The sequence below is a fragment of the Mucilaginibacter sp. BGA-UO-ETr-C110 genome (genome assembly GCF_059567985.1).
The window spans coordinates 4,045,521-4,069,193 of sequence record NZ_JCAQPB010000002.1 but is presented as its reverse complement, the minus strand read 5'-3'; the positions used below and the strand labels follow the sequence as shown (position 1 = coordinate 4,069,193).

The window sequence follows — 23,673 nt, the reverse complement described above, 5'->3', positions numbered from 1 at the left end:
TTGATTGATTAAATACACCCATATGAGATTTATTGTTTCTACATCAACATTACTCAAACAACTGCAGGCTGTAAGCGGGGCTTTAAGCAATAGCACTGTTTTGCCTATACTGGAAAACTTTTTGTTCGAGATAAAGGATGGAAACTTAACCATTTCTGCAACCGACCTGCAAACCAGCATGACCACATCCTTAGCTGTTGAGGCTAAAGAGAATGGCCGCATTGCCATACCATCGCGTATATTGTTAGAGACCTTAAAGTCGTTACCAGAACAACCGGTAGCTTTTTCTGTAGACGATAACACGTTTGCTATTGAAATAAACGCGGGCGACGGAAAGTATAAACTGAGCGGCGAAAATGGCGAGGATTTCCCAAAGATACCGGTAGTGGAGAACGCATCGTCGGTAAATTTACCGGCATCAGTTTTAGCCGAAGCGATCAACAAAACCATTTTCGCAGTAAGTAATGACGAGCTGCGTCCTGCCATGACCGGTGTATACTGCCAGTTAAGCACCCAGCACCTCACCTTTGTAGCTACCGATGCCCACAAGCTGGTACGTTACCGCCGTAAGGATGCCAAAGCAGCAAGCACCACCTCATTCATATTACCTAAAAAAGCGTTAACGTTGCTGAAATCATCATTACCTACTGATGATGTGAATGTATCAGTAGAGTATAACTCTACCAGCGCGTTCTTTAAGTTTGGTAATATTAACCTGGTATGCCGTTTAATTGACGAGCGCTATCCGGATTATGAGGCGGTTATACCTCAGGTGAATCCAAATAAATTAAGTATCGATAGGCTTACCTTCCTGGGGTCGTTGAGCCGCGTGGCTATTTATGCCAACAAAACTACCCACCAGGTAAGACTTAAAATAAGCGGCAGCGAGCTCAATATATCATCAGAAGATATTGACTTTGCCAACGAAGCACATGAGCGTTTAAGCTGCCAGTACGAAGGCGAAGACATTGAAATTGGCTTCAACGCACGTTTTTTAATAGAAATGTTAAAGAATTTAAGTTGCGAAGAAGTATCTTTGGAGATGTCGACACCAAACCGTGCCGGCTTATTGTTACCTCAGGGTGGCGATGAAAATGAAGATGTGCTGATGCTGGTTATGCCGGTGATGCTCAATAGTTATGCTTAAGTGTAAACTTAAATTATAAATCCAAAACTAAGTCCGGCTTTAAAAACCGGACTTTTTTGTTCGCCGCAGATAACAAAAATCGCGGGAAGAAGTTATATAGCTTAATATTATATATGAATATCAGGATCAAAGCTTTTACTTTTATTATAGCCGCGGCGGCATGCTGGGCATCCTGTAAAAAAAATAATGACGCGCCTACCATTCTGCCTACTACCAGTGTCAATGTGATCAACGCGTCAAACAATGTGATTAATTTTTACCAGAATGGTACCCGGATCAATAATACTTCCAGTTACTATCCAGGTGGTTCGCTGGGTAATTTAACGGTAAAAGCAGGTTTGCAAAACTACCAGGTTAAGTTAGCAAGCCCATCTACCCCTAATTACTTATTTACTTTACCCCTTACACTCGATTCGGGAAAAGTATACTCATTATATGTAAGCGGGCAGACTCCGGAAAGTGTTTTTTTTACTAACGATACGGCCACCACTAATAAATTTGCTAAGCTCAGGTTTGTAAATGCCTCACCTGATGCCGGGCCCCTCGTACTTGCTTTTGTAACCCCCGATCCAAACCCGGTAAGTACCCCGCAGTTTAGTAATATCGAGTATAAAAAAACAACTGATTTTTTGAATGTTACGCCAAGTTCAACAGGTTCGCTTATTTTAAGTGTTTACCAGGTCGGGTCGGACATAAAAACCGCCAAAAAGGATACGGTGACAATTAGTACAGGAAGAATTTATACTGTAGTTGGTTATGGCACTGTAGGTTCTGGGGGTAACCAGGCACTTGGCACCAGTTTAATAGTTAATCAGTAAAGTAAAAATTAATGACTAAACCAAATAAAAGCAGCTTCCTGGTTTCCCTACTTTTGCTTACCATGGGTACTTTGCTATTGCCTTTTATCTCCTCATGCGGCAAGGGCGCCAATGCTAATCCTACAGGGTTGAATACGCAACTGCAGATTGTTAATCTAAGCCCGGATATACTGCCGGTAAATTTATACCTTAATTTTATTAAGGAGAATACAACCAATTATACATACCCTACTAATTCGGGCTATTTTTATATATCCACGCTGCAACCGCCAATGCAGTTACGTACGGCAACATTGGCACCTATAAACCTGGTCACTATCGACAGTACAATAGCATTAAAAGCCAACTCAAAATACACTTTGTTCATTACCGGTTTCAGGAGCGATAACTCTATAAAAAACTCACTCCTGTTGCTTGATACAGCTACTATTCCTCCATTGGGCAGGGGTATAGTACGGTTTGTTCATTGCTCGCCTACTTCTGCCCCGCTTGATCTGAGAGCGAATGACAGCACCGCAAAACAGTGGAAATCTATAACTTTTAATTCTGTGTCAAAATATGTTCAGTTGCCCGTGGGTAATTACAATTTTACCATTAACTTAAGTAGCTCACCGGATAATGTTCAATTCCAATTGCCCAATGTTACCATACAGGATGGCCGTGCTTACACTATTTATACACAGGGGATAGTAGGCCGAACAGACTCGGTTGCATTCGGCGCCGCTATAATTACCAATAATTTACTGCTTAAAACTACTCAATAGGGACGAGACATTAGAATCAAGAGCCAAGGATCAAGAGCCAAGATATTAAAGCGAAGAGCCGCGAAATACAATCACAACTTATTTTTTATTCTTGATTCTTGGCTCTTGATTCTAATGTCTTCTCATTTATATTCCTATTTTTGGCCAAAATTTAAAATACCGTGGAAGTAATAAAAAGCATTATCGACTTTATACTGCATATTGATGTGCATCTGAGCCAGATTACCAGTGATTACAAGGGCTGGACCTATCTCATACTGTTCGCGATCATTTTTGCCGAAACCGGTTTTGTAGTTACTCCCTTTTTACCTGGCGACTCGCTGCTGTTTGCAGCCGGCGCGCTTATCGCTAATGGTAAAACGGGCTTAGATATAGTCTTGCTGGCCATTATATTGGTTATAGCTGCTTTTGCAGGTAATACGGTTAATTACTTGCTGGGTAATTATTTAGGCCCCAAGGTTTTTAAAGAAAATAACAAAATATTAAAGCTGGAGTATTACCTCACTACCAAAGCGTTTTTTGATAAACACGGTGGCAAGGCGGTTATATTCAGCCGTTTTTTACCTATCATCAGAACTATTGCCCCTTTTGTGGCCGGCGTAGGGCGTATGGCTTTTTTACGCTATAGCCTGTATAATATTGTAGGTGGCGCTTCATGGGTGCTGAGCTTTTTATTTATTGGCTTCTTTTTCGGTAACATCCCGGTGATCAAGCAAAACTTTACACTGGTGGTGATGGCTATTATATTGATATCCGTAATTCCGCCAATTTACGCGGCTATAAAAAGCAGGGGTAGCAAAAAAGCTTCTGTATAGTAAGCTTTTGAGCTTATTTAGTTGTTTGATAAATACATTTGCCGGTTTTGTACATGGCTTCTTCGTGCTGCAGGTTAGCACGATCTGCTTGGCTTAAGGGCTGTGCTATCAGTTTGTTCAGATCGGGTTGCCCGGCATCAATCCAGGCCGAGTACCAGAAACTTCCAACCGAAAGTATAGAAGCCCGCATTTGCCGCTCCACCATACCTTTTAGCATTTTTTGATAAGCATGGCTGTAGGCCACAGAGTAATCATTAAGCTTTCTTTTACCCCGCATAACCAGGCTGTATTTTTTATCCGGCGGGAAGTTTTTATTGACTATCCGCTCAAATCGTAATACCGAGTCGACGCTTTTGAAGGATACCTGGCAAATTTTAAATGCTTCCGTCAGCGGGTTATCAATATAACGGGCACGACCAGCAAAAAGATGATATTGTTTAATAAACAGCTCCGGCAGGCGAGTTTCCCACAGGCCATGTATGCCCATCTGATCGGTCAATTGTCCATCATAGTTTAGCGTAAGGTGAAGGGGAACATGCGCGTCGGCAACATAGTGGCCCAAATTGGCGGATGTGTTCAATATAGCCGTGGTATCATGGGCCTTAAATGCCCGTACCAGCTTATAATATTGGTATTGGATGGTCCAGGGAATGGTGCCGTATTTGTCCAACGTATCAGCAGAGTATTGGGCCGCAGCGTCGGCCCATCGTCTGGGCATAACTGTAAAAGGCTTCTTGCCATAATGGTCGGCATCAAAAAAATGATGAGGGATCTCGGTCGAGTCTACATAACGGCGTTTGTCGGCGCTCACGGCATGTTCTGTAATGTAGTTGATGTTGGCCTTGTAAAAACTGGACATGCCCTTAGGGAGTGTAAAAACGGCCAACCTGTTAATACGGTAATGCGCAAAGAATCCCCATGATGAACATAGCAGTATTAAACCTATAGCTGATAAACTTAAAATAATACGCCCTTTCATAGGATATAAATATGCCCTTAAGTTTTGAATTTTAAATTAATTAAATAACAAAGTTTATAGCTTTACCATCTAAACCTAATTACAGATGGCGCTTAAAGCATTGTTATTTGACCTGGATGGTACCCTTATTGATTCGGAGTTTTTTCATTTTGAATGCTGGAACGAAATATTAACGGAGTTTGATGTACAGTTAACCTATGATGACTGGCTGAAAACCTATGCTGGTGTACCCATGCCTGCCAATGCCGCCCGCCTGGCCGAAAAATATGGTATTACCGCCCCATTGCCACAGATCATTGATAAAAGGGAAAGGCTAACACTGGAACGACTGAAAACTAAAGACGTGAACCTGATGCCGCAGGTAGCCGAAGTATTGGCGTATTTTAAAAGTAAAAACCTAACGCTGGCTCTGGTAACTTCAAGTCCGCGGCAGGATGTGGATGCTGTATTTGAAAGGAACGGTTTAGGTAGATACTTTAAACTGATCATCACCCGTACAGAGGTTACCAAAAGCAAGCCCGATCCGGAGAGCTACCTGGTATGCGTTGAAAAGTTGGGTGTGCTAAAAGAAGAATGCCTTGTTTTTGAGGATACCATCAACGGCGTTAAATCGGCAAAAGCTGCCGGGCTTACCTGTTTCGCTATTCAAAGCAATACCGATGAACATCACAAATTAACCATAGCCGATAAACTGTTTCTTGATTTTAAAGCGGCAAAAGAACATTTGATTGAACAGGGACTCATCGCGTAATTGCTACAATCTCCCCACATAAACCTTGGTGTCATAATTTATGGTGATCAGTTCATCTTGCTGATATTTATTAAACAGGCGCCTCAAATCATTAATCATAGGCTCATATCCAAGGTCATCTTTGGTTGGCATGTATGACGAGGAAAGCAGACGGCCTTTTAATCCCTCAAAATCAAATACCTGTTTGTTTTCAAATACCCGTAACTCAAAAGGTTCGGGATCATAAAAAGCGCCGATGTTATCATAGTCGATATTACGGTGACCAACTTTTACATAGTCCTGCCCGTGGGTGATGATCAGCTGGTCATATTCCTTTTCAAATGCGGAAGTAGTTTTTCTTTCATTCCAGATCAGTGAAACTATACCACCGGGCTTCAGGATGCGTTTAAATTCTGCCCGGGCATTCTGCGCGTTAAACCAATGGAAAGCTTGCCCGGCAATAACGGCATCAACGCTTTTGTCGGCCAAGCCCGTGTTTTCCGCGGTTCCATCGGCGACGGTAAAACCCGGGTATGTGCTCAACAGCTCCGTGGCTTTATCCCGCATTTCGGCATTGGGCTCCACGGCGATGGCCCGGTAACCGGCATCCAGAAACAATTGGGTTGATATTCCCGTGCCTGCGCCTATGTCGGCTATCAGCTTATCGGTGCTCAACTGATAGCTATCCTGTAAAAAGGTAACAATGGCGGCAGGATAGTGGGGGCGGTATTTTACATAATCGGCCACGCGGTTGCTGAATCTTTTAGTACTGTCCATGGTTTGAAGTAAGCTGCTGCTAAATTAACGCTTGCGCTGTAGTTTAGTTGTTTTATGAAGTACAATATTCAATCGCGGGGCTTAAATAAATTCAGTCAGCACTATTGGTTAAATAAAGCTTTAAAACTTTAATAAAAAAGCACTTGCATATTTAAATTTATCGGCATATATTTGCAGTCCTTAAAATAATAGAAAAAAAGAATAACAAAGCTATACAATGGCAAATCATAAATCGTCTTTAAAAAGAATCAGATCAAACGCTGCGAAGCGTCTGCGCAACAGGTACCAGGCTAAAACAACCAGGAACGCTATTAAGAAATTAAGAAACACAACTACTAAAGCTGATGCAAGTGCACTGTTAGGTAAAGTGATATCTATGTTAGACCGTTTAGCTAAAAAGAATGTTATTCACAAAAACAAAGCTTCGAACAATAAATCAAAGCTTACTAAATTTGTTAATGGCTTAAGCTAATCGCTTAACTTAAAATATATAAAAAGGATCGTACCCAACAGTACGATCCTTTTTTGTTTGGTAGTTTTTTTCCATACATTAATACCGTGGAAAACTACAATGAAAAGATCAGCATTAAATCATGGGCTGAAGAAGACCGTCCGCGCGAAAAGCTGAGCACCCAAGGGCGCCGCGCGTTAACCGATGCCGAGCTGATCGCCATCCTCATTGGATCGGGCAGCCGTACCGAAACCGCTGTTGAGTTAAGCAAGCGCATCCTGCACCATTATGAAAACGATCTGAACAAGCTGGGTAAGGCTTCCATCAGTGAACTTTCAAAATTTAAGGGGATAGGAGAGGCTAAAGCGATATCTATCATCGCCGCGCTGGAGATCGGCCGCCGCCGCAACGATACCGAAACCAAAGCCATTGAATATATTAATAGCAGCCGCGATGCCTATAACATTATGCGCCGCCACCTGATGGATCTGAACCACGAAGAGTTCTGGATATTGCTCGTCGGCCGCTCGCAAAAAGTACTGGCTAAAGAGCTGGTGAGTAAAGGCGGCTTATCGGCCACGGTAGCCGATCCCAAGATCATTTTTTATATGGCGCTGCAGCAACAGGCCAGTGGTATTATACTGGTTCATAACCATCCATCAGGGAACCTGAAACCCAGTCACCAGGATATTGATCTCACCAAAAAAATAAGCGCAGCTGGCCGTTTGCTGGATATCAATGTGCTTGATCACCTGATCATCACTGATAATGGGTATTACAGCTTTGGCGATGAGGGGATAATTTAAGTCAAAAGTCAAAATTAAAAAGTCAAAAATCTAGTCAATACCTTTTCCCTTTCAGCTTTCACCTTTCAGCCTAAATCGTATCTTTGCCGATTATCATTTCTGAATAATGAAAATATCATATAATTGGCTCAAAGAATTTATAGATACAGATAAAACTCCTCAGGAAATCTCCATTATCCTTACCGGTACAGGTTTGGAAGTAGAGAGCCTGGAAAAAGTACAAGCTATTCCCGGCGGACTGGAAGGCCTGGTGATTGGTTATGTAAAGGAATGTACCGACCATGCCAACTCCGACCACCTGCACGTAACTAAAGTTGATGTAGGCAGCCCGGAAGATTTGCAGATTGTTTGCGGCGCTGCTAACGTGGCTGCCGGGCAAAAAGTAGTAGTAGCTGTTGTTGGTACTACGGTGTATCCTGTTAGCGGTGAGCCTTTTGCTATAAAAAAATCAAAAATACGCGGTGAAGTATCCGAAGGGATGATCTGCGCCGAGGATGAAATAGGTTTAGGCACCAGTCACGATGGTATCATGGTATTGAATGCCGACGCTCCGGTTGGAACCCTAGCTAAAGACTATTTTAAGGTGAACGACGACTATATGTACGAGATAGGTTTAACGCCAAATCGTGCTGATGCTATGTCGCACCTGGGTACTGCCCGTGATATTGCTGCTTTTTTAAAGATTGGTGTTACCCGGCCGGATATTAGTGCATTTAAAATTGCCAATACCAACAGAACGGTTGAGGTTGTGGTCGAGAACGAGCAGGCAAGTCCACGTTATTCTGGTTTAACCATGACCGGCCTGGAGGTAAAAGAATCACCAAAATGGTTAAAGGAAAGGCTGGCTGTTATCGGCATCCGCTCTATCAATAATATTGTGGATGTAACCAACTACGTGTTGCATGAATTGGGGCAGCCACTGCATGCTTTTGATGCCGATGAGATAAAAGGCAACAAGGTACTGGTGAAAAACTACCCGGAAGGAACAGTTTTTAAAACCCTGGATGATGTAGACCGCAAGCTATCAGAAAACGACCTGATGATAGGCAATGTCGAAGAGCCGATGTGTATTGCCGGTGTATTTGGCGGTATCACTTCGGGTGTTAAGGCGACGACGACCAGCATCTTTTTGGAGAGCGCATATTTCAACTCTGTATCTGTTCGTAAAACGGCTAAGAGACATGGCCTAAAAACCGATGCCTCGTTTCGGTTTGAGCGAGGTACCGATCCGGATATGACCGTTTTCGCCTTAAAGCGTGCTGCCTTGCTGATACAGCAGGTTGCCGGCGGCGAGGTGTCGTCAGAGATTTTTGATCATTACCCTGCACCAGTGGCGCCATTTGCTTTTGATGTAAGTTATAAAAATATCCACAGGCTGATAGGTAAAGCCATTCCGCATGCTGAGATCAAGGCTATTATTGAAGCATTGGACATTAAGGTGGTTAATGAAACGGAAGAAATACTTTCGTTGCAGGTACCTCCATATCGTGTTGATGTTACCCGCGAAGTGGATGTGGTAGAAGAAATACTGCGTATCTACGGATACAACAATATCGAGATTCCAACCCAGATCAGGGCATCGTTAAATAATTCGCAACGGGCCGAGAAAGATACGGTGCAAAACCAACTGTCGGATTTGCTTACTGCCAATGGTTTTAACGAGATACTATCAAGCTCATTAACTAAATCGGCTTATTCGGATAATCTGGATACTGCCGTAAAAATATTGAACCCGCTGAGCAGCGACCTGGATGTTATGCGCCAAACGATGCTGTACTCCGGCCTGGAAGCTATTACTTACAACCAGAACCGCCGTGCCGCCGACTTGAAGTTTTATGAGTTTGGCAAGGTTTACAGTGTAAAGGACGATAAGTATAACGAGGTACAACGCTTCTCGGTATTTTTGACCGGTGCAACCGCTGCCGAACAATGGAACCAAAAGCCAAAACCGGTATCGTTTTACAATCTGAAAGCTATTGTTGACAGCATTTTAGAACGCTTGAATATCACAGGTTACGCGGTGGAAGATGCTACCTGCAAGAAAATGGCTTACGGGCTGCAATATATGCTGAACGGTAAACAACTGGTTAAGTTTGGCGCGGTTGCCGGCGAGGCTTTGAAAAAGGTAGATGTAGACAAGGAAGTATTTTATGCCGACTTTAATTTCGACCTGATCCTATCCGCTGTGCGCAAAAACAAGATCGTTTACCAGGAGGTTTCTAAATTCCCGTCAGTAAAGCGCGACCTGTCAATGCTGATAGATAAAGCGGTTACTTTTGGTCAGTTAAAACAAATTGCCCAGAGAACCGAACGCAAGCTGCTGAAAGAAGTTAGTGTATTTGACGTTTATGAAGGAGACAAATTACCTGCAGGCAAAAAATCGTACGCCTTAAGCTTTATCATCCAGGATATCGAGAAAACACTTACCGATAAAGCGATAGATGCTATTATGCAAAAATTAATTTATAACTTAGGTAAAGAAGCCGGAGCGGAGATCAGAAAATAAGGAGTGAATTAGTGAATGACTGAATTATTGATTAAATAAATAAGTTTGTAAATCTTTAACTTAATAATTCAATAAATAATTAATTCACTAAGTCGCTAATTCAATAATTCACTAATTAAAAGAAATGCCTTCTGTAGCCGAACAGTTAAATAAAATTGTAGATAAAACCGAACGGTTAATTGAGCTTTGCGCTGCCTTACAGGAGGAAAATGATCTGTTAAAACTGGAAAGTGAGGCTTTAACCGTAGCCTTGGATGCCAGTAAAAACAAGACAAAAGAGCTGGAAGAAAAGCTTCGTGTATTGAAGCTGGCAAAATCATTTTCAGAAACAAATGAGAAAAGTCTTGACATAAAGCAAAAAATTAACGACTTTGTGCAAGAAATAGATAAGTGTATTGTATTATTGAAGAAATAATACAAAAAGTGAAAAGCTCAATGGGAGAAATCTCAATAAAAATAAATATTGCTGACAGAGTTTACCCATTAAAGGTAAACATGGAGGAGGAAGAAATAATACGCAGGGCGGCTAAACTGATCAATGACCGGATAAAGGAGTATCAGGAAAACTACGCGGTAAGAGATAAGCAGGATCTGCTTTCGATGGCGGTGTTGCATTATGCTACATCATCATTAAAAGCCGAGAAGAAAGTTACCGTTGAAGATACCGATATAGCCGAAAAGGTTTATCAATTAGATCATTTGCTGTCTGAATTTTTCTCGAAGTAATTAACGTTCTTACATAACATACAGAGCACAATTAAGATTTAACCGCAGTTAAATTTTAGGTTTCACTATTAAAAACTTAACGCTTCAATATTAAGCGGATCAAAGAGGCATGCGTTGCTATTTATACTAACGTAACCATGGTCCCAATATCCGAAATGAAGTTTTTAAATACATGATACTTAAGAGTTAGTTGCGGTTTTTTATTTATATAACCTTACACCCTAAAAGAAGATGGACGTATTATTATACATTATTATCGGGCTGCTTGTTGGTGCCATTATTGGCATCATCGTCGGCCGCTTCCTGTTACGGAAGCTTTTTAAAGACCAGGAAACATCGGCGCAGAACAAAGTGAAAAAAATACTGAAGGATGCCGAAAACAATGCCGAGATCCTGAAGAAAAACAAACTGCTGGAAGCCAAAGAGAAGTTTTTACAAATGAAGGCTGAACATGAGCAGGAAGTAAATACTAAAAATAACAACATCAACCAGCGCGAAAACGGCGTTAAACAAAAAGAACAGTCGTTAAACCAGCGCCTGGAAAACATGAACCGCAAGGAAAGCGAGCTGGACACTACCCGTAAAAACCTGGAGAAACAAACGGAGATTGTTGTTAAAAAACAGGAAGAGGTTGAAGTGCTGAAAAATTCACACGTACAACAATTGGAAACCATAGCCGGCTTATCTGCTGACGATGCCCGTAACCAGCTGGTAGATACCCTGCGTGAAGAGGCCCGTACCAAAGCGATGATCCAGATCAAGGACATTGTTGATGAGGCTAAACTGACCGCTACCAAAGAAGCTAAAAAGATAGTTATCCAAACCATACAACGTACCGCTACCGAAAGCGCTATTGAAAATACGGTTTCAATATTTAACATCGAAAATGATGAGATCAAAGGCCGTATCATTGGTCGCGAGGGTAGGAACATCCGCGCGCTGGAAGCGGCAACCGGTATCGAGATCATTGTTGATGATACTCCTGAAGCCATCATCCTTTCGGGTTTTGATCCGGTAAGGCGTGAAATTGCCCGTTTGGCTATGCACCGCCTGGTAACGGATGGTCGTATACACCCGGCCCGTATTGAAGAGGTGGTTGCCAAAACCAAAAAACAAATTGAAGAAGAAATAGTAGAAATAGGTGAGCGTACAGTGATCGACTTAGGTATACACGGTCTACATCCGGAGCTGATCCGTATGGTTGGCCGGATGCGTTACCGTTCATCATACGGGCAAAACCTGTTACAGCACTCACGTGAGGTAGCTAACTTCTGCGCTACGATGGCTGCAGAATTGGGCCTGAATGTTAAAATGGCTAAACGAGCTGGTCTGTTACATGATATTGGTAAAGTACCTGATGATAACCCGGAACTGCCACACGCAATTTTGGGTATGCAACTGGCCGAAAAATATAAAGAGCATCCTGAAGTTTGTAACGCCATAGGTGCTCACCATGATGAAATTGAGATGACCTCGATGTTATCACCTATCATCCAGGCTTGTGACGCTATATCCGGTGCACGCCCTGGCGCACGCCGCGAGGTAGTTGAAAGCTACATCAAACGTTTAAAAGAGCTGGAAGAATTAGCCCTTTCATACCCAGGTGTCGAAAAAACATTCGCTATTCAGGCTGGCCGTGAGCTGCGCGTAGTGGTTGAAAGTGAAAAGATAACCGACGCACAGTCTGAAGTACTGGCAGCGGATATCTCCAACCGCATCCAAACCGAAATGACCTATCCTGGTCAGATCAAAGTTACCGTGATCAGGGAAACCCGTTCGGTAGCGTTTGCTAAGTAACAGGGAAAGAGTCAAGAGATAAGAATCAAGAGTCAGGATCTATCAGGTCTTGACTCTTTTTTGTTTCCACAGTCTTGATTTAACTCCTGCTTCTTTTTTATTTCCCCGGTCTTGGCTCATGATTCTTGACTCTTGATTCTTTTCTCCATATATTAGATTAAATTATGGCCTCCAGTAATATATCAAATACACCACAACATGGTGCCGGCGATGCTAACCCTATCCGCCCGGTTGATCTTTATTTTGCCAAATACGCCGAGAGTCATCAGAATAAAACCAACGAGGCTATCCATTTTATCTGTATCCCGCTTATCGTATTCAGCTTGCTGGGCCTGGTATGGTCTATCCCGTTTCCATACTTAAAATTCCTGGGTACTTATAATGGTGTGTTTAACTGGGCTTCTTTTTTAATTGCCTTTAGTATTTATTACTATCTGAAACTTTCGCCGGTATTGTCATACATTATGCTGCTGATATTATTTGGCTTTAGTTATGGCATTATTCAGCTGGAGCATTGGCACCAGGTCGGAGGACCTGCTTTATGGCTGGTTTCACTAATCATCTTCTTTATTTCCTGGATCGGGCAATTTATAGGGCATAAAATAGAAGGTAAAAAGCCATCATTTTTAGATGATATTAAATTCCTGCTCATCGGTCCTATTTACCTGCTTCATCTGGTACTTAAAAAGTTATCTGTTAAGTATTGATAAACAACTTTTACTTAATGTTAACAAAAAGGATTAAATATAATCCTCTGTTAACATGTTGTTAATATTGTAGCTGAACCTTTGTGTTTTAAAAACACACAAATGAAAAAGCTTTACTTTATCCTTTTATCAGTGCTGATTATTGGGGTTGCTAATGTTGCCAAGGCGCAAATTACCACCTCAGTAGTAAGCGGAAAAGTTACCGACCAGAAGGGTGTTACCCTGCCGGGCGTAACTGTAACCGTGCTTAATACAAGTACAGGAACACGTTATGGCGCCCAGACTAACTCTGATGGTCGTTTTACTATCACTAACGTAAACCCAGGCGGCCCCTATACTATATCGGCCTCTTTTGTCGGGTTTAAAAAAGATGAAAGAACAGATATTACCCTGAGCCTGGGTAGTACTACTTTTAATTTTGCCCTTGCCGACGAAACAACAACTTTAAAAGAAGTAAAGGTTACAGGTACAGTAGGCGGCACCAAAACAGGTGCAGGCACCCGTATCAACCAAAATCAAATTCGCACGCAACCTTCTATCAATCGCAGCTTACAGGATTTGACCAGAAACACGCCTCAAAGTAATAATAACTCATTCCAGGGTACCAACTACCGTTACAATAACGTAACGCTGGATGGTGCTATCAACAACGATGCGATTGGTTTTAGCCCATCATTAGGTGGTCAGAACAACGCATCGGGCCAAGTAGGTAGCAGTACCCGTACAAGCCCGATATCGTTAGATGCGATACAGGATATCCAGGTACTGGTTGCGCCTTATGATATTAAAATTGGTAACGTATTGGGTGGTAGTATCAACGCCGTAACCCGCAGCGGTACCAATGATTTTAGCGGTGCCGTTTATGGTTATGGTCGTGGTTCATTCATGGTAGGCGCAAACAATGCCGCTGCTGCTTCCGGTGGTGATGGTTCAAAACTTTCAGACTTTCATGATTATCAAACAGGTATCCGTATAGGTTTCCCGATCATTAAAAACAAATTATTCTTCTTCACCAACGAAGAGATTGCCCGCAGACAGGACCCCGTTATCAGAGGACTCGATCACAATGGCTCTCCTAATATATTGAGTCAGGCGGATGGTGATAAACTTGTTGCTGCATTTAAAAACTATACTGGCGGGATAGATCCTGGTACATATAACAATACCACTATTTTTTCAAACTCAAACAAGTTCTTTAACCGTTTGGATTGGAATATTGATGATCATAACCAGTTAACTATCCGTAATAACACTATCACCTCAACCGCTACCAACTTAGAGCGTGATCAGCAAAACTTCCGCTTTAGTGGTATCGACTATACCTCGCACAATAACTCCACTTCGACCGTTGCGGAGTTAAAATCAAGGTTCTCTAACAGCGTAAGCAATAGCTTGGTATTGGGTTATTCAAACGTACATGATTATCGCGATCCTAACTCTAACCCGGCTTTACCACAGATCGAGATCACCGGCCGTACTCCGGGTACTACCATATTTATGGGTACCGACCGTGAGGCTGCGATTTTTGATATGCGCCAGAAAACAGCTGAGTTTACCGATAACTTAACCTGGACAAAAGGTAAACATACCTTTACTTTTGGTACACACAACGAGTTTTACAATATCACTTACAACTTCGTAAACGCATGGAATGGCCGTATTGCTTATAACAGCATCGAAGATTTCCTGAACAATAACCCAGCTCGTATACGTGCTAATTTTAACTATACCAATAACACACGTGACTATATCTTAGCTAATCCATCGGCCAAGTTTAAAGTTAACCTGTTGAGCTTATATGGTCAGGATGAAATTCAGTTAACAGATAACTTTAAACTGACTTTAGCCTTACGTGCTGATTATGCAGATGTACCAAACAAACAGCCATTGAGCGATAAAACTACGAATGCTCCGGTTGATCCTAACTATGGTACAACCTATACTTATACCAAACCAAAGGACATCAAACAAAATTACCTGGGTAATATAGAGTGGAACCCACGCGTAGCATTTAACTATGATGCACTCGGCGATCAAAGCGTTATTGTACGCGGTGGTAGCGGCTTCTTTACCGGTCGTGTTCCGTTTGCATGGTTTGGTTACTCATTTTACAACAATGGTGTTACTTATGGTGCTTATGATAAAAAACCATCGGCTACATCGCCAATTAAGCCAGGTACTAACCCTGTACAGGTTGCCCCTAATGGTGGTTTAAACTTTGTTAATCAACAAGGTTTTAATACTAGTCCATCTGGTGCCACCCAAGTGGATATGATCGACAACAACTTCAAAATGCCGCAGGTATGGAGAAGTAGTTTAGCGGTTGACTACACTACTGATGATCAGTGGAAATTTACTGGTGAAGGTATTTACACAAAAGTTATTCATGATTTAAAATTTCAACAGGTAAATACTGAGGACCAGGTAACCTATTATCCTTATGATACTCAGCACCTGCAGCCTATATTTAATAATACTGCCACCGCTGTTAATGGTAATGGTAAGATCAATGCATTATATACTAATGCTTATTTGTTATCAAATACCAGCGAAGGTTACCGTTACAGCTTAACTGGTCAGGTAGCTAAATTCACTCAGTTTGACCCACAGAGTGCTTTAAATGTTTCCGTTGCGTATACCTATGGCCATTCAAAAGATGTTACCAATGGTATCCGTAACTCAATGGAATCAAACTGGCAGTTAAACCAGGCTTTAAATCCTAACAGTCCAGGTTTAGCTAATTCAAACTTTGATATCCGTCACCGTATTGTATCAAATTTGAATTTCAAACACGATTGGGATGCTGGGCATAACTATCCGGCTAACTTTACTTTCTTCTTTAGCGCGCAAAGTGGTAACCCGTATACCTTTAATACTTATCCTAACGCTATTGACGGAACAGGTCAGCAGTTGAGCTTAGCTTATATTCCAAAACGTGGCGAAACCGTGAATTTCTTCTCTGACATTGTAGGTGGCCAAACTGCAGCCCAACAAGCGGCGGCATTTGATGCCTTTATTGATAAGAATTCATATCTGTCAACTCGTCGTGGTAACTTTACTGAGCGTAATGCTGCATTTACTCCATGGAATAATCAGCTTGACTTCCGTTTTACTCAGGACTTTAAATTTGGTAATGGTAAACACAAACAGGTGATCACCTTTACTTATGATATCATCAACCTTACCAACTTACTGAGCAAAAAATGGGGTCAGTATTATTTCTCGGCAAACACATTCAATTCATCAGCAAGTGTTGGCTTAACACCGGCAAAAGGTGGAACACCATCATTTGCTAATGCGGCAACAACCTATCCTAAATATACATTCGCGGATCCAGGATTACCATACTCTGTTGATTTGTTTGCATCACGCTGGCAAATGCAGTTTGGTATCCGTTACAGCTGGTAACACCGAACAAAACTCAACTAAAACAATAAATAAACACCCTGCCGGTAAAATGGCAGGGTGTTTTGTTTTATATTCTTGTCTGAATCAGAATTTACAGAATTAAAGAATTCGCAAAATAATAGTTCAACGTAATTCTGAAAATCCCTTAATTCTGTAAATTCTGTTTCAGACTAACTTCTTTTTAAAATACCAATAAAAAGGTGCTCCACTTAAAATGAGCAGGAGGCCCATAACTGATGCCAGTGGCTGTGTGATGATGGTATTGATGGTAAGCGCGATACAAAATAATATAATAATAACGGGGATCACCGGGTAACCGATAACTTTTGATTTGATTACGCCTTTTATTTTCATCCGGATCAGTCCCCAGGTTGCCAGGGCGAAGAAGGCATAGGAGGCAAAAATAACCAGGTTGGTGATCTGGTCAAATGTGCCGCTGCATACCAGTATAATACTCCAGATGGCGGAGTAAAGCAGGGAGATGTGTGGGGTACGGTAATCAGGATGGATAAGGGCCGCTTTTTTAAAGAAAACCTTTTCCTGCGCCATCCTAAAATAAACCCGTGGGTAGGAGATAATGCAGCCATTTAACGCGCCAAAGGTACAGGTCATGATCAGTATGGCTATGATGATAACGCCTGGTTTGCCCATGATGATCCCCGCTATTTCGGCCGCTGCTATTTTATTGCTGCCCAGTAGTGCCAGTTGCGATACCGGCAAAACTTTCATGTAAGCGTAATTGAGCAATACATATAAAGTCATTGCTATACCTACACCACCAACAATAGCCAGTGGAATGTTTCTTTTGGGGTTTTTGATCTCGCCGGTTACAAAGGTAATATTGGCCCATCCATCGTAAGCCCACAGCGCGCTGAGCATGGCTCCGAACAAGCCGCTGAATAAAGCGGCCCCGGTAGGAGGTTGAACCACTTCGGCGCCTTTAACAATGGCTGGGTGACCGCTGTACAGGAAGCCCGAAATAATGAGCAGCAGGATCCCCAGTATTTTGGCCGAGGTGACCACATTGTTTAAAGCCCCGGCTTTACTTACACCTTTATAATTTACCCAGGTTAACACGATAATGGTGAGCACCGCCAGTAGTTTGATGCCCGAATCAGCAAATGGGAAAATAGAATCTCCGATACCTATATTTTTAAAGGACGATAAAAACTCGGGCAGGGGCAGCAGCGTATTAACCGATTGCGCGAATACAAAGGATAATGCCGCGACAGCACCACTGCCGACAATGGTAAAAATGGTCCAGCCGAAGAGGAAGGCGATAAAATCTCCATAGATCAACCGCAGGTATTCATATACGCCGCCGGTTTGCGTGGTCATGGTGGCCAGACCTGCATAAGTAAAAGCGCCAAACATGGTAATAACACCCCCAATGATCCAGGCCAGTAAAATATAAGTTTCGCTATGCAAAGCCTGCGACATCGGCACAATCTTCTTGAATACGCCCGAGCCGATCATGATACCCGCTACCAATAAAATACCGGTAGGTAAGCTTAGTACCTGTTTTAGCTGGGGAGTTTCGGTGTGCTTGTCGGCCTGGTTTTCATTCATGGTGCAGGGTTGAGGTTGTTTCTTGCAATATATTCAATTTCGAATATAAAAAGGAGCTTTAGCTATCAAAGTATAGACCAACTATTTGCTTTACAGCGTAGTATATGGTTTGTTTTTAATAAATAAATCATTAGATTTAAATCGCCTTAAGCCATCACATCATATGCAATTAGTTGTTATTAACCTCAAGCCTAACACATGAAAAATTATTTATTTTTAATACTGATTGGCGCTTTTTTTCTTTCTTCGTGCAGAAAAGACCATTCAAAAGCCAACGATCCATCCGGGCAAAAATTCACTGTCAACTTTACCGCAGGTGATCTTGGAAAAATGGCAACAAACAGCAGCAAGCTCCAAACAAACAGTGTTGCAGATACCTTTAAAAAGTATGTAAAAACATATTGGTATTTGGTCTATAATAGCTCTGGTGTATTAGTCCACTGGATAAAGCAGGATTCTACGACAACAAACCTGGGCAATATTTCGGATTCTTTTAACCCGGGAACCTATACCGTTATTTTTATCGGAAACGCGACCGTAAGTATAAGTCAGGGTTTATCCGGGGATTATTTTTTCAAAGATTCTTTTACTAGCGGCAGCTCTTTGCCAGATTTTTTTTATCAAAAGCTTAATATAACGGTTACCAATGCAGATATTAACCAGCAGGTTAGTTTAAACAGAATTACCTCACAGGTTCAGATACAGGCTACTGATGTGGTACCCGCCAATGTGGATAGTATCAAAGTAACCCTCTCTCCTGCGTATGGGTCGTTTTTCGTTTCAACCCTTTTGCCTCCTTTTGGCAACGGTTCCCAGACAATTTCGCATAAGTTTAAGCCGACAGAAAAAGGTAGTGCTAACTATAAAATAAGTACATTTTTTTATAATGTAACAATACCATTTACAGTCACTATCGAGCGTTTTCCGAAATCTTTTTACCTATCGCCTATCGTAATAAATAACGTTACCTGCCAGTCAAACAAAATCACTTTACTTACCGGTAAACTGTTTACAGGTTCGGTGGTAGCAGGTGGTTTTCACATCTCATTTGATCCGGCCTGGAATAGCCAAACCACAAACTTATAAAACGTTAAGAACATGAAAAATTTAAGTACATATATATTATTACTTTTACTAATAGTACTGTTTTCCTGCAAAAAGGACAAAGGTTCCGGAATAACCAATAAGAAAAAATATCTGGTTAGTTTTAATTTAGATGGATTTAAACAACAAATTTTGGGGAGTAACAGCAGCAGGTTAAATACAAACAGTGTTGTTTCTGATACGGGTTCTATAAAAGCGATGTTTGATAGTATTGGCTATGTAGTTTATGACTCCGGAGGTAAGTTGATTCATTTTAAAACATTCAGTACAAAAAGCTTTACCAATTCAATTACAGATTCATTACCATCTGCCACCTACAAAATAGCATTTTACGCATTTCAGGCAGGTCTTATTACCAATACGTACCAGGGTTTAATATCTTATCCATCAAATATATGGAAGGATACTTATGCGAAAACAGTGGCGGTAACCGTAACGAGTAACAATCTCAACCAAACAATTACATTAGAACGCATTGTAGCAGATATTCAATTCATTATTAAGGACCCAATTCCTGCAGATGCTATTCGTTTTGATTTAGCACTTAGCCAGGAATGGGGAAGTTATTCCATATTCTATTCTGTTCCATATACGCCGGCATCTTCAAGCTACAGTATAACTATACCAGCTTCGGCAATAGGACAAAGCAATTTTAAAATAGATCATCTAACTTTAGGCTCAACTACCCCAATTTCATTTACGTTAGATTATATTGGGCTACATACGTATTTACATCGAGAGGCCAAAAACGTAAGCGTACAAAAAAATCAGCAAACAATTTACACGGGTAACCTTTTTGGAGGAACGAGTAATAACAATGGGTTTCAAGCAAGCGTAAACCAGGTTTGGAATCCTACGCCTACTGTTGTAAGTTTTTAACAGTTTCCCGGGTAGGTACCGTGAGGAAATACTAATTCCGATTCAGATAAATATTTTGTATCTTTATATCAGCAAACAGCCCGGCCCCTAAATAAAGGAGAGCCGGGCTGTTTGGTTAAAGAACAAAAGCGGCCAAAAACCGGCCGTTTTGTGCGTAGTTATTTGATAGTCAAATATTTAATACTTTTTAAACCTTTCAAAACCCATCAGAAATTTGTTAAAAAGTGTTAAAATGCGTTAAAACTTTGTTAAAATGGCCAAAAAGCAAACATTTTTACCCTGTTTTTGACTAAAAAAGTGTTAAAATTTAAGGTTTAAAAAGTTTTTAACCATCGTTAAATGCCATTTATTGACTACAGATTTTTGCCCAGTTTTTCCAAAATATCCTGAGGCACTTTTTCCAGGTCGAGTACCAGGAAACCATCCAGGCAATCGGCAAATTTAGGGTCGATATTAAAACTGATGATCTTGGCATTAAGCGCGATGTACTGGCGCAACAGTACCGGAACTTTCATATTGCGGGTTTCTACTTCCGATATCAGGTTGTCGAGCCCTTTGAAACTATCTTCGCCGGCCATGAGCAGGTCGGTATCTATTTTGGCAAAGTCGACTTTGAATTTCTTGCGTGGTTTTACATACTGCGCCATTTCATGGTCAAAATGGTTACGGTTAATGTAATCAACAATAAGCGATTTGGAGAATTTGGAGAATGAGTTACTGATACTTACCGGTCCGATAAGGTACCGGTATCTCGGGTTATCGATCAGGAATTTGAGAATGCCTTTCCACAGTAAAAATAGGGGAAGAGGTTTGGTCTGATACTCCTTACGGATCCATGAGCGGCCCAGTTCCAGGCTTTTGCGCAATACTGGCGTAAACTGAGTTTTGAGCTTAAACAGTTCGGTAATATAAAAACCATTTTTGCCAACGCTGTAAAATATTTCGTCGCCCAAACCTATCCGGTAAGCGCCTACGATCATTTTAGCTTCAAAATCCCAGATAAAGAGGTGGTGATAATAAATATCGTATTCATCAAGGTCAATGGCCTTGTTAGTGCCTTCACCCACCTCTCGGAAAGTAATCTCGCGTAGGCGACCAACCTCGCGTATAACATTTGGGATAACAGAAGTAGGGGCTATAAATACCTCGTAGTTTTTTTCTGTCCATACCTTGTAATTTTCGCGCAGGGGCTCTATTTCTTTATCCAGTATAGCCGAATCTATTTCGGGAGCCACAGCTTCTGGCAGGCGTTTTATTTTAAACAGGTTGCGCGGGCTGAATAACTTTTTTTCTTCCTCCAGTCCGGTGCCGAGGGCATAGGTGCGGGCACGTAAAAAGTTAAGCAGTTTGGCGCTGTTGTTATGATCAGGTATATCCTCTACATTAATAGGCTTACCTATACGCAGTTTAATCGTATGGCCGTGTTTGTTAAATAATTCAGACGGTAATTTGGCTGTACGAAGGGCAGGATGTATCAGGCTAAGCAAATTAAACAGCAGGCCATTATTGCCATGAAAATAAATGGGTACTACAGGCACTTTTGCTTTGGCTATGATTTTACCTACCACCGGGTGCCAAAGGCGGTCAGTTACCTGCTTTTGTTCAACTTTAAAGGTAGACACTTCGCCTGCCGGAAAAATACCGATTGGGGTACCATTATTTAAGAGTTCAAGTGTGTTTTTTAAGCCGCTGATGCTGGATGAATGTTCTACATTTTCAAACGGGTTAACCGCTATAAAATAATCACTTAGGTTGGGGATCTTTTTAAGCAGGAAGTTGGCCATCAATTTAGCATCGGGCCTTACCATGCATAATATTTTTAAAAGTACCATACCTTCGATGCCACCGTAGGGGTGATTGGCAATGGCAACAAAGGCACCGGTTTTGGGTATGTTTCGTAACTCGCGTTCGTCAAATTCAATATCAATTCCGCAACCCTCTAAAATGGCATCAACAAACTCGGGGCCTTCTTTTGGTTGGGCCTGTGCAAACAGTTCATTGACCTGGTTAATTTTCATGAGCTCCATCAATAAAGCGGCCAGGCCCGGCATTTTCAACTTATCCAGTTTGGTGGCTTTGGCAAACTCTTCGGTGGTTATTACTTTCATTTTTTATAAAAAGGGGTGTTTTAATTAACTTATAAATATCCTGAAAATTTATTTATTTTAACAATCGATAAACGCTGTAAATGAAGGCATATTTTAAAAACTACCTGTCTGTAACCAAAAAAGAATGGAACGGAATGGTAGTGCTTATTATTTTAATGGCATTGGTTTTAGCAGCGCCTTATGTTTATCAAATGTTCCGCAAAGATAATATAATAAATTTTAATGAGTTTGATAAGGCCGTTGCCCTGCTAAGTAAAGGTAAAAAGGTAAGCTCGACGGGTAACTCCTGGACCAATGAGTCGAAAATAGCTAATGCCAAATTATTTACCTTCAATCCGAATGAATTATCCGATGCCGGCTGGCAAAAACTGGGTTTAAGCGAGCGTCAGATCAAAGTGATTAAAAATTATGAGGAAAAAGGTGGTCGGTTTTATAATAAGGCCGATGTGAAAAAGATATATTCCATTACTGATGCCGACTATCAACGCCTGGAGCCTTTTATCAATATTCCGGATACCTATCATCATACCGAAAAAGCCGCGCCAGGTGAAGTAATTGAGGTGAATAGCGCCGACTCGGCAAAGCTAATCCGTATCAGGGGGGTAGGGCCTGCGTTTGCCATGCGCATTATCAGGTATCGGGAGCGTGTGGGCGGTTTTTATAATAAGGAGCAATTAAAAGAAGTGTTCGGTATTGATGAAGCTAAATACACCGAAATACAAGGCGGCATCACTGTAGATAATAAGCATATTACCAAAATGAACGTGAACGCGGCCTCTTTGAATGAACTCAGGCGGTTCCCGTATCTGAGCTTTAAACAGGCCAATGCTATATTGGAATACCATAATCAGCATGGTGATTATGCATCAATTGACGATATGAAAAATATTGCCATACTTGATGATGGAATTTTGCGTAAAATTGAGCCATATTTAACTTTCAAATGATAACCCAGCAAATAAAGTCTGCCATTCGTGATATTCCTGATTTTCCCAAGCCGGGAATCATTTTTAAAGACATAACCCCTATACTAAAAGATCCTGTTTTGTGCGATAACATTGTTACCGCCTTTGTTGAACAATTAAAAGGCAAACGCATAGATGTGGTAGCCGGAATTGAAAGCCGGGGATTCTTATTCGGACTTACACTGGCTACTAAACTGGGGGTACCTTTTGTGCCGATACGGAAGGCCGGTAAGCTGCCATTTACTATTAAGCAGAAGGCCTATAAGCTGGAATATGGTACGGCTATTATTGAATGTCATATAGATGCTTTTGAAGCCGGACAGCACGTATTGATCCACGACGATCTGCTGGCAACCGGTGGTACTGTTACAGCCGCAAGCGAACTGATCAAAGAAATGGGCTGCGAAATAGCCGGTTTCTCCTTTGTAGTAGAGCTTGGCTTTTTGGAGGGCCGTAAACGGATAACACCTATCAGTGATACATTGGTGGTATTAGCCGAGTATTAGGAATTGGAAGACGGTTATTAATCTTTAGATGAAATAACAATAACAAACATTGTTCCTTCATTTACTTTCAATAGTTATATAGCCGCCTAAACTGGTAACATGGTTATGAAC

The 23,673-nt window shown here is 41.5% G+C and carries 21 protein-coding genes; 17 read left to right on the top strand and 4 right to left on the bottom strand.

The window, feature by feature from the left end; genetic code table 11:
* Positions 1–22 precede the first annotated feature (22 nt).
* The 4 genes from dnaN (at position 23) to AC57BQ_RS17485 (ending at position 3,544) form a co-directional block, all read left to right on the top strand.
* Complete coding sequence (dnaN, locus tag AC57BQ_RS17500; protein ID WP_090473165.1) at positions 23–1,147, top strand: DNA polymerase III subunit beta; 1,125 nt, start codon at positions 23–25, stop codon at positions 1,145–1,147.
* Positions 1,148–1,260: 113 nt separating this feature from the next.
* Positions 1,261–1,965, top strand: coding sequence for a DUF4397 domain-containing protein (locus tag AC57BQ_RS17495; protein ID WP_496407497.1), 705 nt, complete (start codon positions 1,261–1,263; stop codon positions 1,963–1,965).
* A gap of 11 nt (positions 1,966–1,976) precedes the next feature.
* Positions 1,977–2,729: a DUF4397 domain-containing protein gene (locus tag AC57BQ_RS17490; protein ID WP_496407496.1), complete on the top strand. Its 753-nt coding sequence runs from the start codon at positions 1,977–1,979 to the stop codon at positions 2,727–2,729.
* Between the two features lie 161 nt (positions 2,730–2,890).
* Entirely contained in the window at positions 2,891–3,544 is a 654-nt protein-coding gene (locus AC57BQ_RS17485) for a DedA family protein (RefSeq protein WP_496407495.1), read from the top strand.
* Positions 3,545–3,557: 13 nt separating this feature from the next.
* Here the strand turns inward: AC57BQ_RS17485 and AC57BQ_RS17480 are convergent, their stop codons facing one another.
* A complete protein-coding gene (locus AC57BQ_RS17480; RefSeq protein ID WP_496407494.1) occupies positions 3,558–4,523 on the bottom strand; it encodes a zinc dependent phospholipase C family protein in 966 nt (321 codons plus the stop codon).
* An 85-nt stretch (positions 4,524–4,608) separates the two neighbouring features.
* Between AC57BQ_RS17480 and AC57BQ_RS17475 the strand changes: the two genes are divergently transcribed.
* Positions 4,609–5,274 (top strand): HAD family hydrolase, encoded by a 666-nt coding sequence (locus tag AC57BQ_RS17475; protein WP_496407493.1) that lies wholly within the window; start codon positions 4,609–4,611, stop codon positions 5,272–5,274.
* Between the two features lie 3 nt (positions 5,275–5,277).
* Here AC57BQ_RS17475 and AC57BQ_RS17470 read toward each other — a convergent pair whose 3' ends face one another.
* Entirely contained in the window at positions 5,278–6,030 is a 753-nt protein-coding gene (locus AC57BQ_RS17470; RefSeq protein ID WP_496407492.1) for a class I SAM-dependent methyltransferase, read from the bottom strand.
* A 217-nt stretch (positions 6,031–6,247) separates the two neighbouring features.
* On the opposite strand from AC57BQ_RS17470, the gene rpsT reads away from it, so the two are divergent.
* The 8 genes from rpsT to AC57BQ_RS17430 all read left to right on the top strand — a co-directional run bounded on the left by rpsT (position 6,248) and on the right by AC57BQ_RS17430 (position 16,431).
* On the top strand, positions 6,248–6,502 hold the full coding sequence (rpsT, locus tag AC57BQ_RS17465) for a 30S ribosomal protein S20 (RefSeq protein ID WP_076374856.1): 255 nt from the start codon (positions 6,248–6,250) through the stop codon (positions 6,500–6,502).
* An 86-nt stretch (positions 6,503–6,588) separates the two neighbouring features.
* On the top strand, positions 6,589–7,287 hold the full coding sequence (gene radC / locus AC57BQ_RS17460; RefSeq protein WP_090473291.1) for a RadC family protein: 699 nt from the start codon (positions 6,589–6,591) through the stop codon (positions 7,285–7,287).
* A 106-nt stretch (positions 7,288–7,393) separates the two neighbouring features.
* The gene (gene pheT, locus AC57BQ_RS17455; protein ID WP_496407491.1) at positions 7,394–9,793 is read left to right on the top strand and encodes a phenylalanine--tRNA ligase subunit beta; all 2,400 of its coding nucleotides are present in this window, start codon (positions 7,394–7,396) and stop codon (positions 9,791–9,793) included.
* 124 nt (positions 9,794–9,917) lie between these two features.
* Positions 9,918–10,208, top strand: coding sequence for a hypothetical protein (locus AC57BQ_RS17450; protein ID WP_076374860.1), 291 nt, complete (start codon positions 9,918–9,920; stop codon positions 10,206–10,208).
* 20 nt (positions 10,209–10,228) lie between these two features.
* Positions 10,229–10,519, top strand: coding sequence for a cell division protein ZapA (locus AC57BQ_RS17445; protein WP_090473157.1), 291 nt, complete (start codon positions 10,229–10,231; stop codon positions 10,517–10,519).
* Positions 10,520–10,750: 231 nt separating this feature from the next.
* Entirely contained in the window at positions 10,751–12,316 is a 1,566-nt protein-coding gene (gene rny, locus AC57BQ_RS17440; protein ID WP_496407490.1) for a ribonuclease Y, read from the top strand.
* Positions 12,317–12,480: 164 nt separating this feature from the next.
* Positions 12,481–13,023 carry an Mpo1 family 2-hydroxy fatty acid dioxygenase gene (locus AC57BQ_RS17435; RefSeq protein ID WP_496407489.1) on the top strand — a complete coding sequence of 181 codons (543 nt, stop codon included), beginning with the start codon at positions 12,481–12,483 and terminating at the stop codon, positions 13,021–13,023.
* 102 nt (positions 13,024–13,125) lie between these two features.
* Positions 13,126–16,431, top strand: a complete 3,306-nt coding sequence (locus AC57BQ_RS17430; RefSeq protein WP_496407488.1) for a TonB-dependent receptor — start codon at positions 13,126–13,128, stop codon at positions 16,429–16,431.
* 165 nt (positions 16,432–16,596) lie between these two features.
* Here AC57BQ_RS17430 and AC57BQ_RS17425 read toward each other — a convergent pair whose 3' ends face one another.
* Positions 16,597–18,000, bottom strand: coding sequence for an APC family permease (locus AC57BQ_RS17425; RefSeq protein ID WP_496407487.1), 1,404 nt, complete (start codon positions 17,998–18,000; stop codon positions 16,597–16,599).
* Positions 18,001–18,198: 198 nt separating this feature from the next.
* Between AC57BQ_RS17425 and AC57BQ_RS17420 the strand changes: the two genes are divergently transcribed.
* Together AC57BQ_RS17420 and AC57BQ_RS17415 are read left to right on the top strand one after the other, a co-directional pair.
* The gene (locus tag AC57BQ_RS17420) at positions 18,199–19,086 is read left to right on the top strand and encodes a FimB/Mfa2 family fimbrial subunit (protein WP_496407486.1); all 888 of its coding nucleotides are present in this window, start codon (positions 18,199–18,201) and stop codon (positions 19,084–19,086) included.
* 12 nt (positions 19,087–19,098) lie between these two features.
* Positions 19,099–19,983 (top strand): hypothetical protein, encoded by an 885-nt coding sequence (locus tag AC57BQ_RS17415; RefSeq protein WP_496407485.1) that lies wholly within the window; start codon positions 19,099–19,101, stop codon positions 19,981–19,983.
* A gap of 353 nt (positions 19,984–20,336) precedes the next feature.
* On the opposite strand, the gene AC57BQ_RS17410 is transcribed toward AC57BQ_RS17415, so the two are convergent.
* Complete coding sequence (locus AC57BQ_RS17410; protein ID WP_496407484.1) at positions 20,337–22,091, bottom strand: bifunctional lysophospholipid acyltransferase family protein/GNAT family N-acetyltransferase; 1,755 nt, start codon at positions 22,089–22,091, stop codon at positions 20,337–20,339.
* A gap of 80 nt (positions 22,092–22,171) precedes the next feature.
* Here AC57BQ_RS17410 and AC57BQ_RS17405 point away from each other — a divergent pair, with 80 nt between their 5' ends.
* Together AC57BQ_RS17405 and AC57BQ_RS17400 are read left to right on the top strand one after the other, a co-directional pair.
* Positions 22,172–23,038 carry a helix-hairpin-helix domain-containing protein gene (locus AC57BQ_RS17405; RefSeq protein ID WP_496407483.1) on the top strand — a complete coding sequence of 289 codons (867 nt, stop codon included), beginning with the start codon at positions 22,172–22,174 and terminating at the stop codon, positions 23,036–23,038.
* Positions 23,035–23,562, top strand: a complete 528-nt coding sequence (locus AC57BQ_RS17400) for an adenine phosphoribosyltransferase (RefSeq protein WP_496407482.1) — start codon at positions 23,035–23,037, stop codon at positions 23,560–23,562. Before AC57BQ_RS17405 ends, AC57BQ_RS17400 begins: the two co-directional genes overlap by 4 nt.
* Positions 23,563–23,673 lie beyond the last annotated feature (111 nt).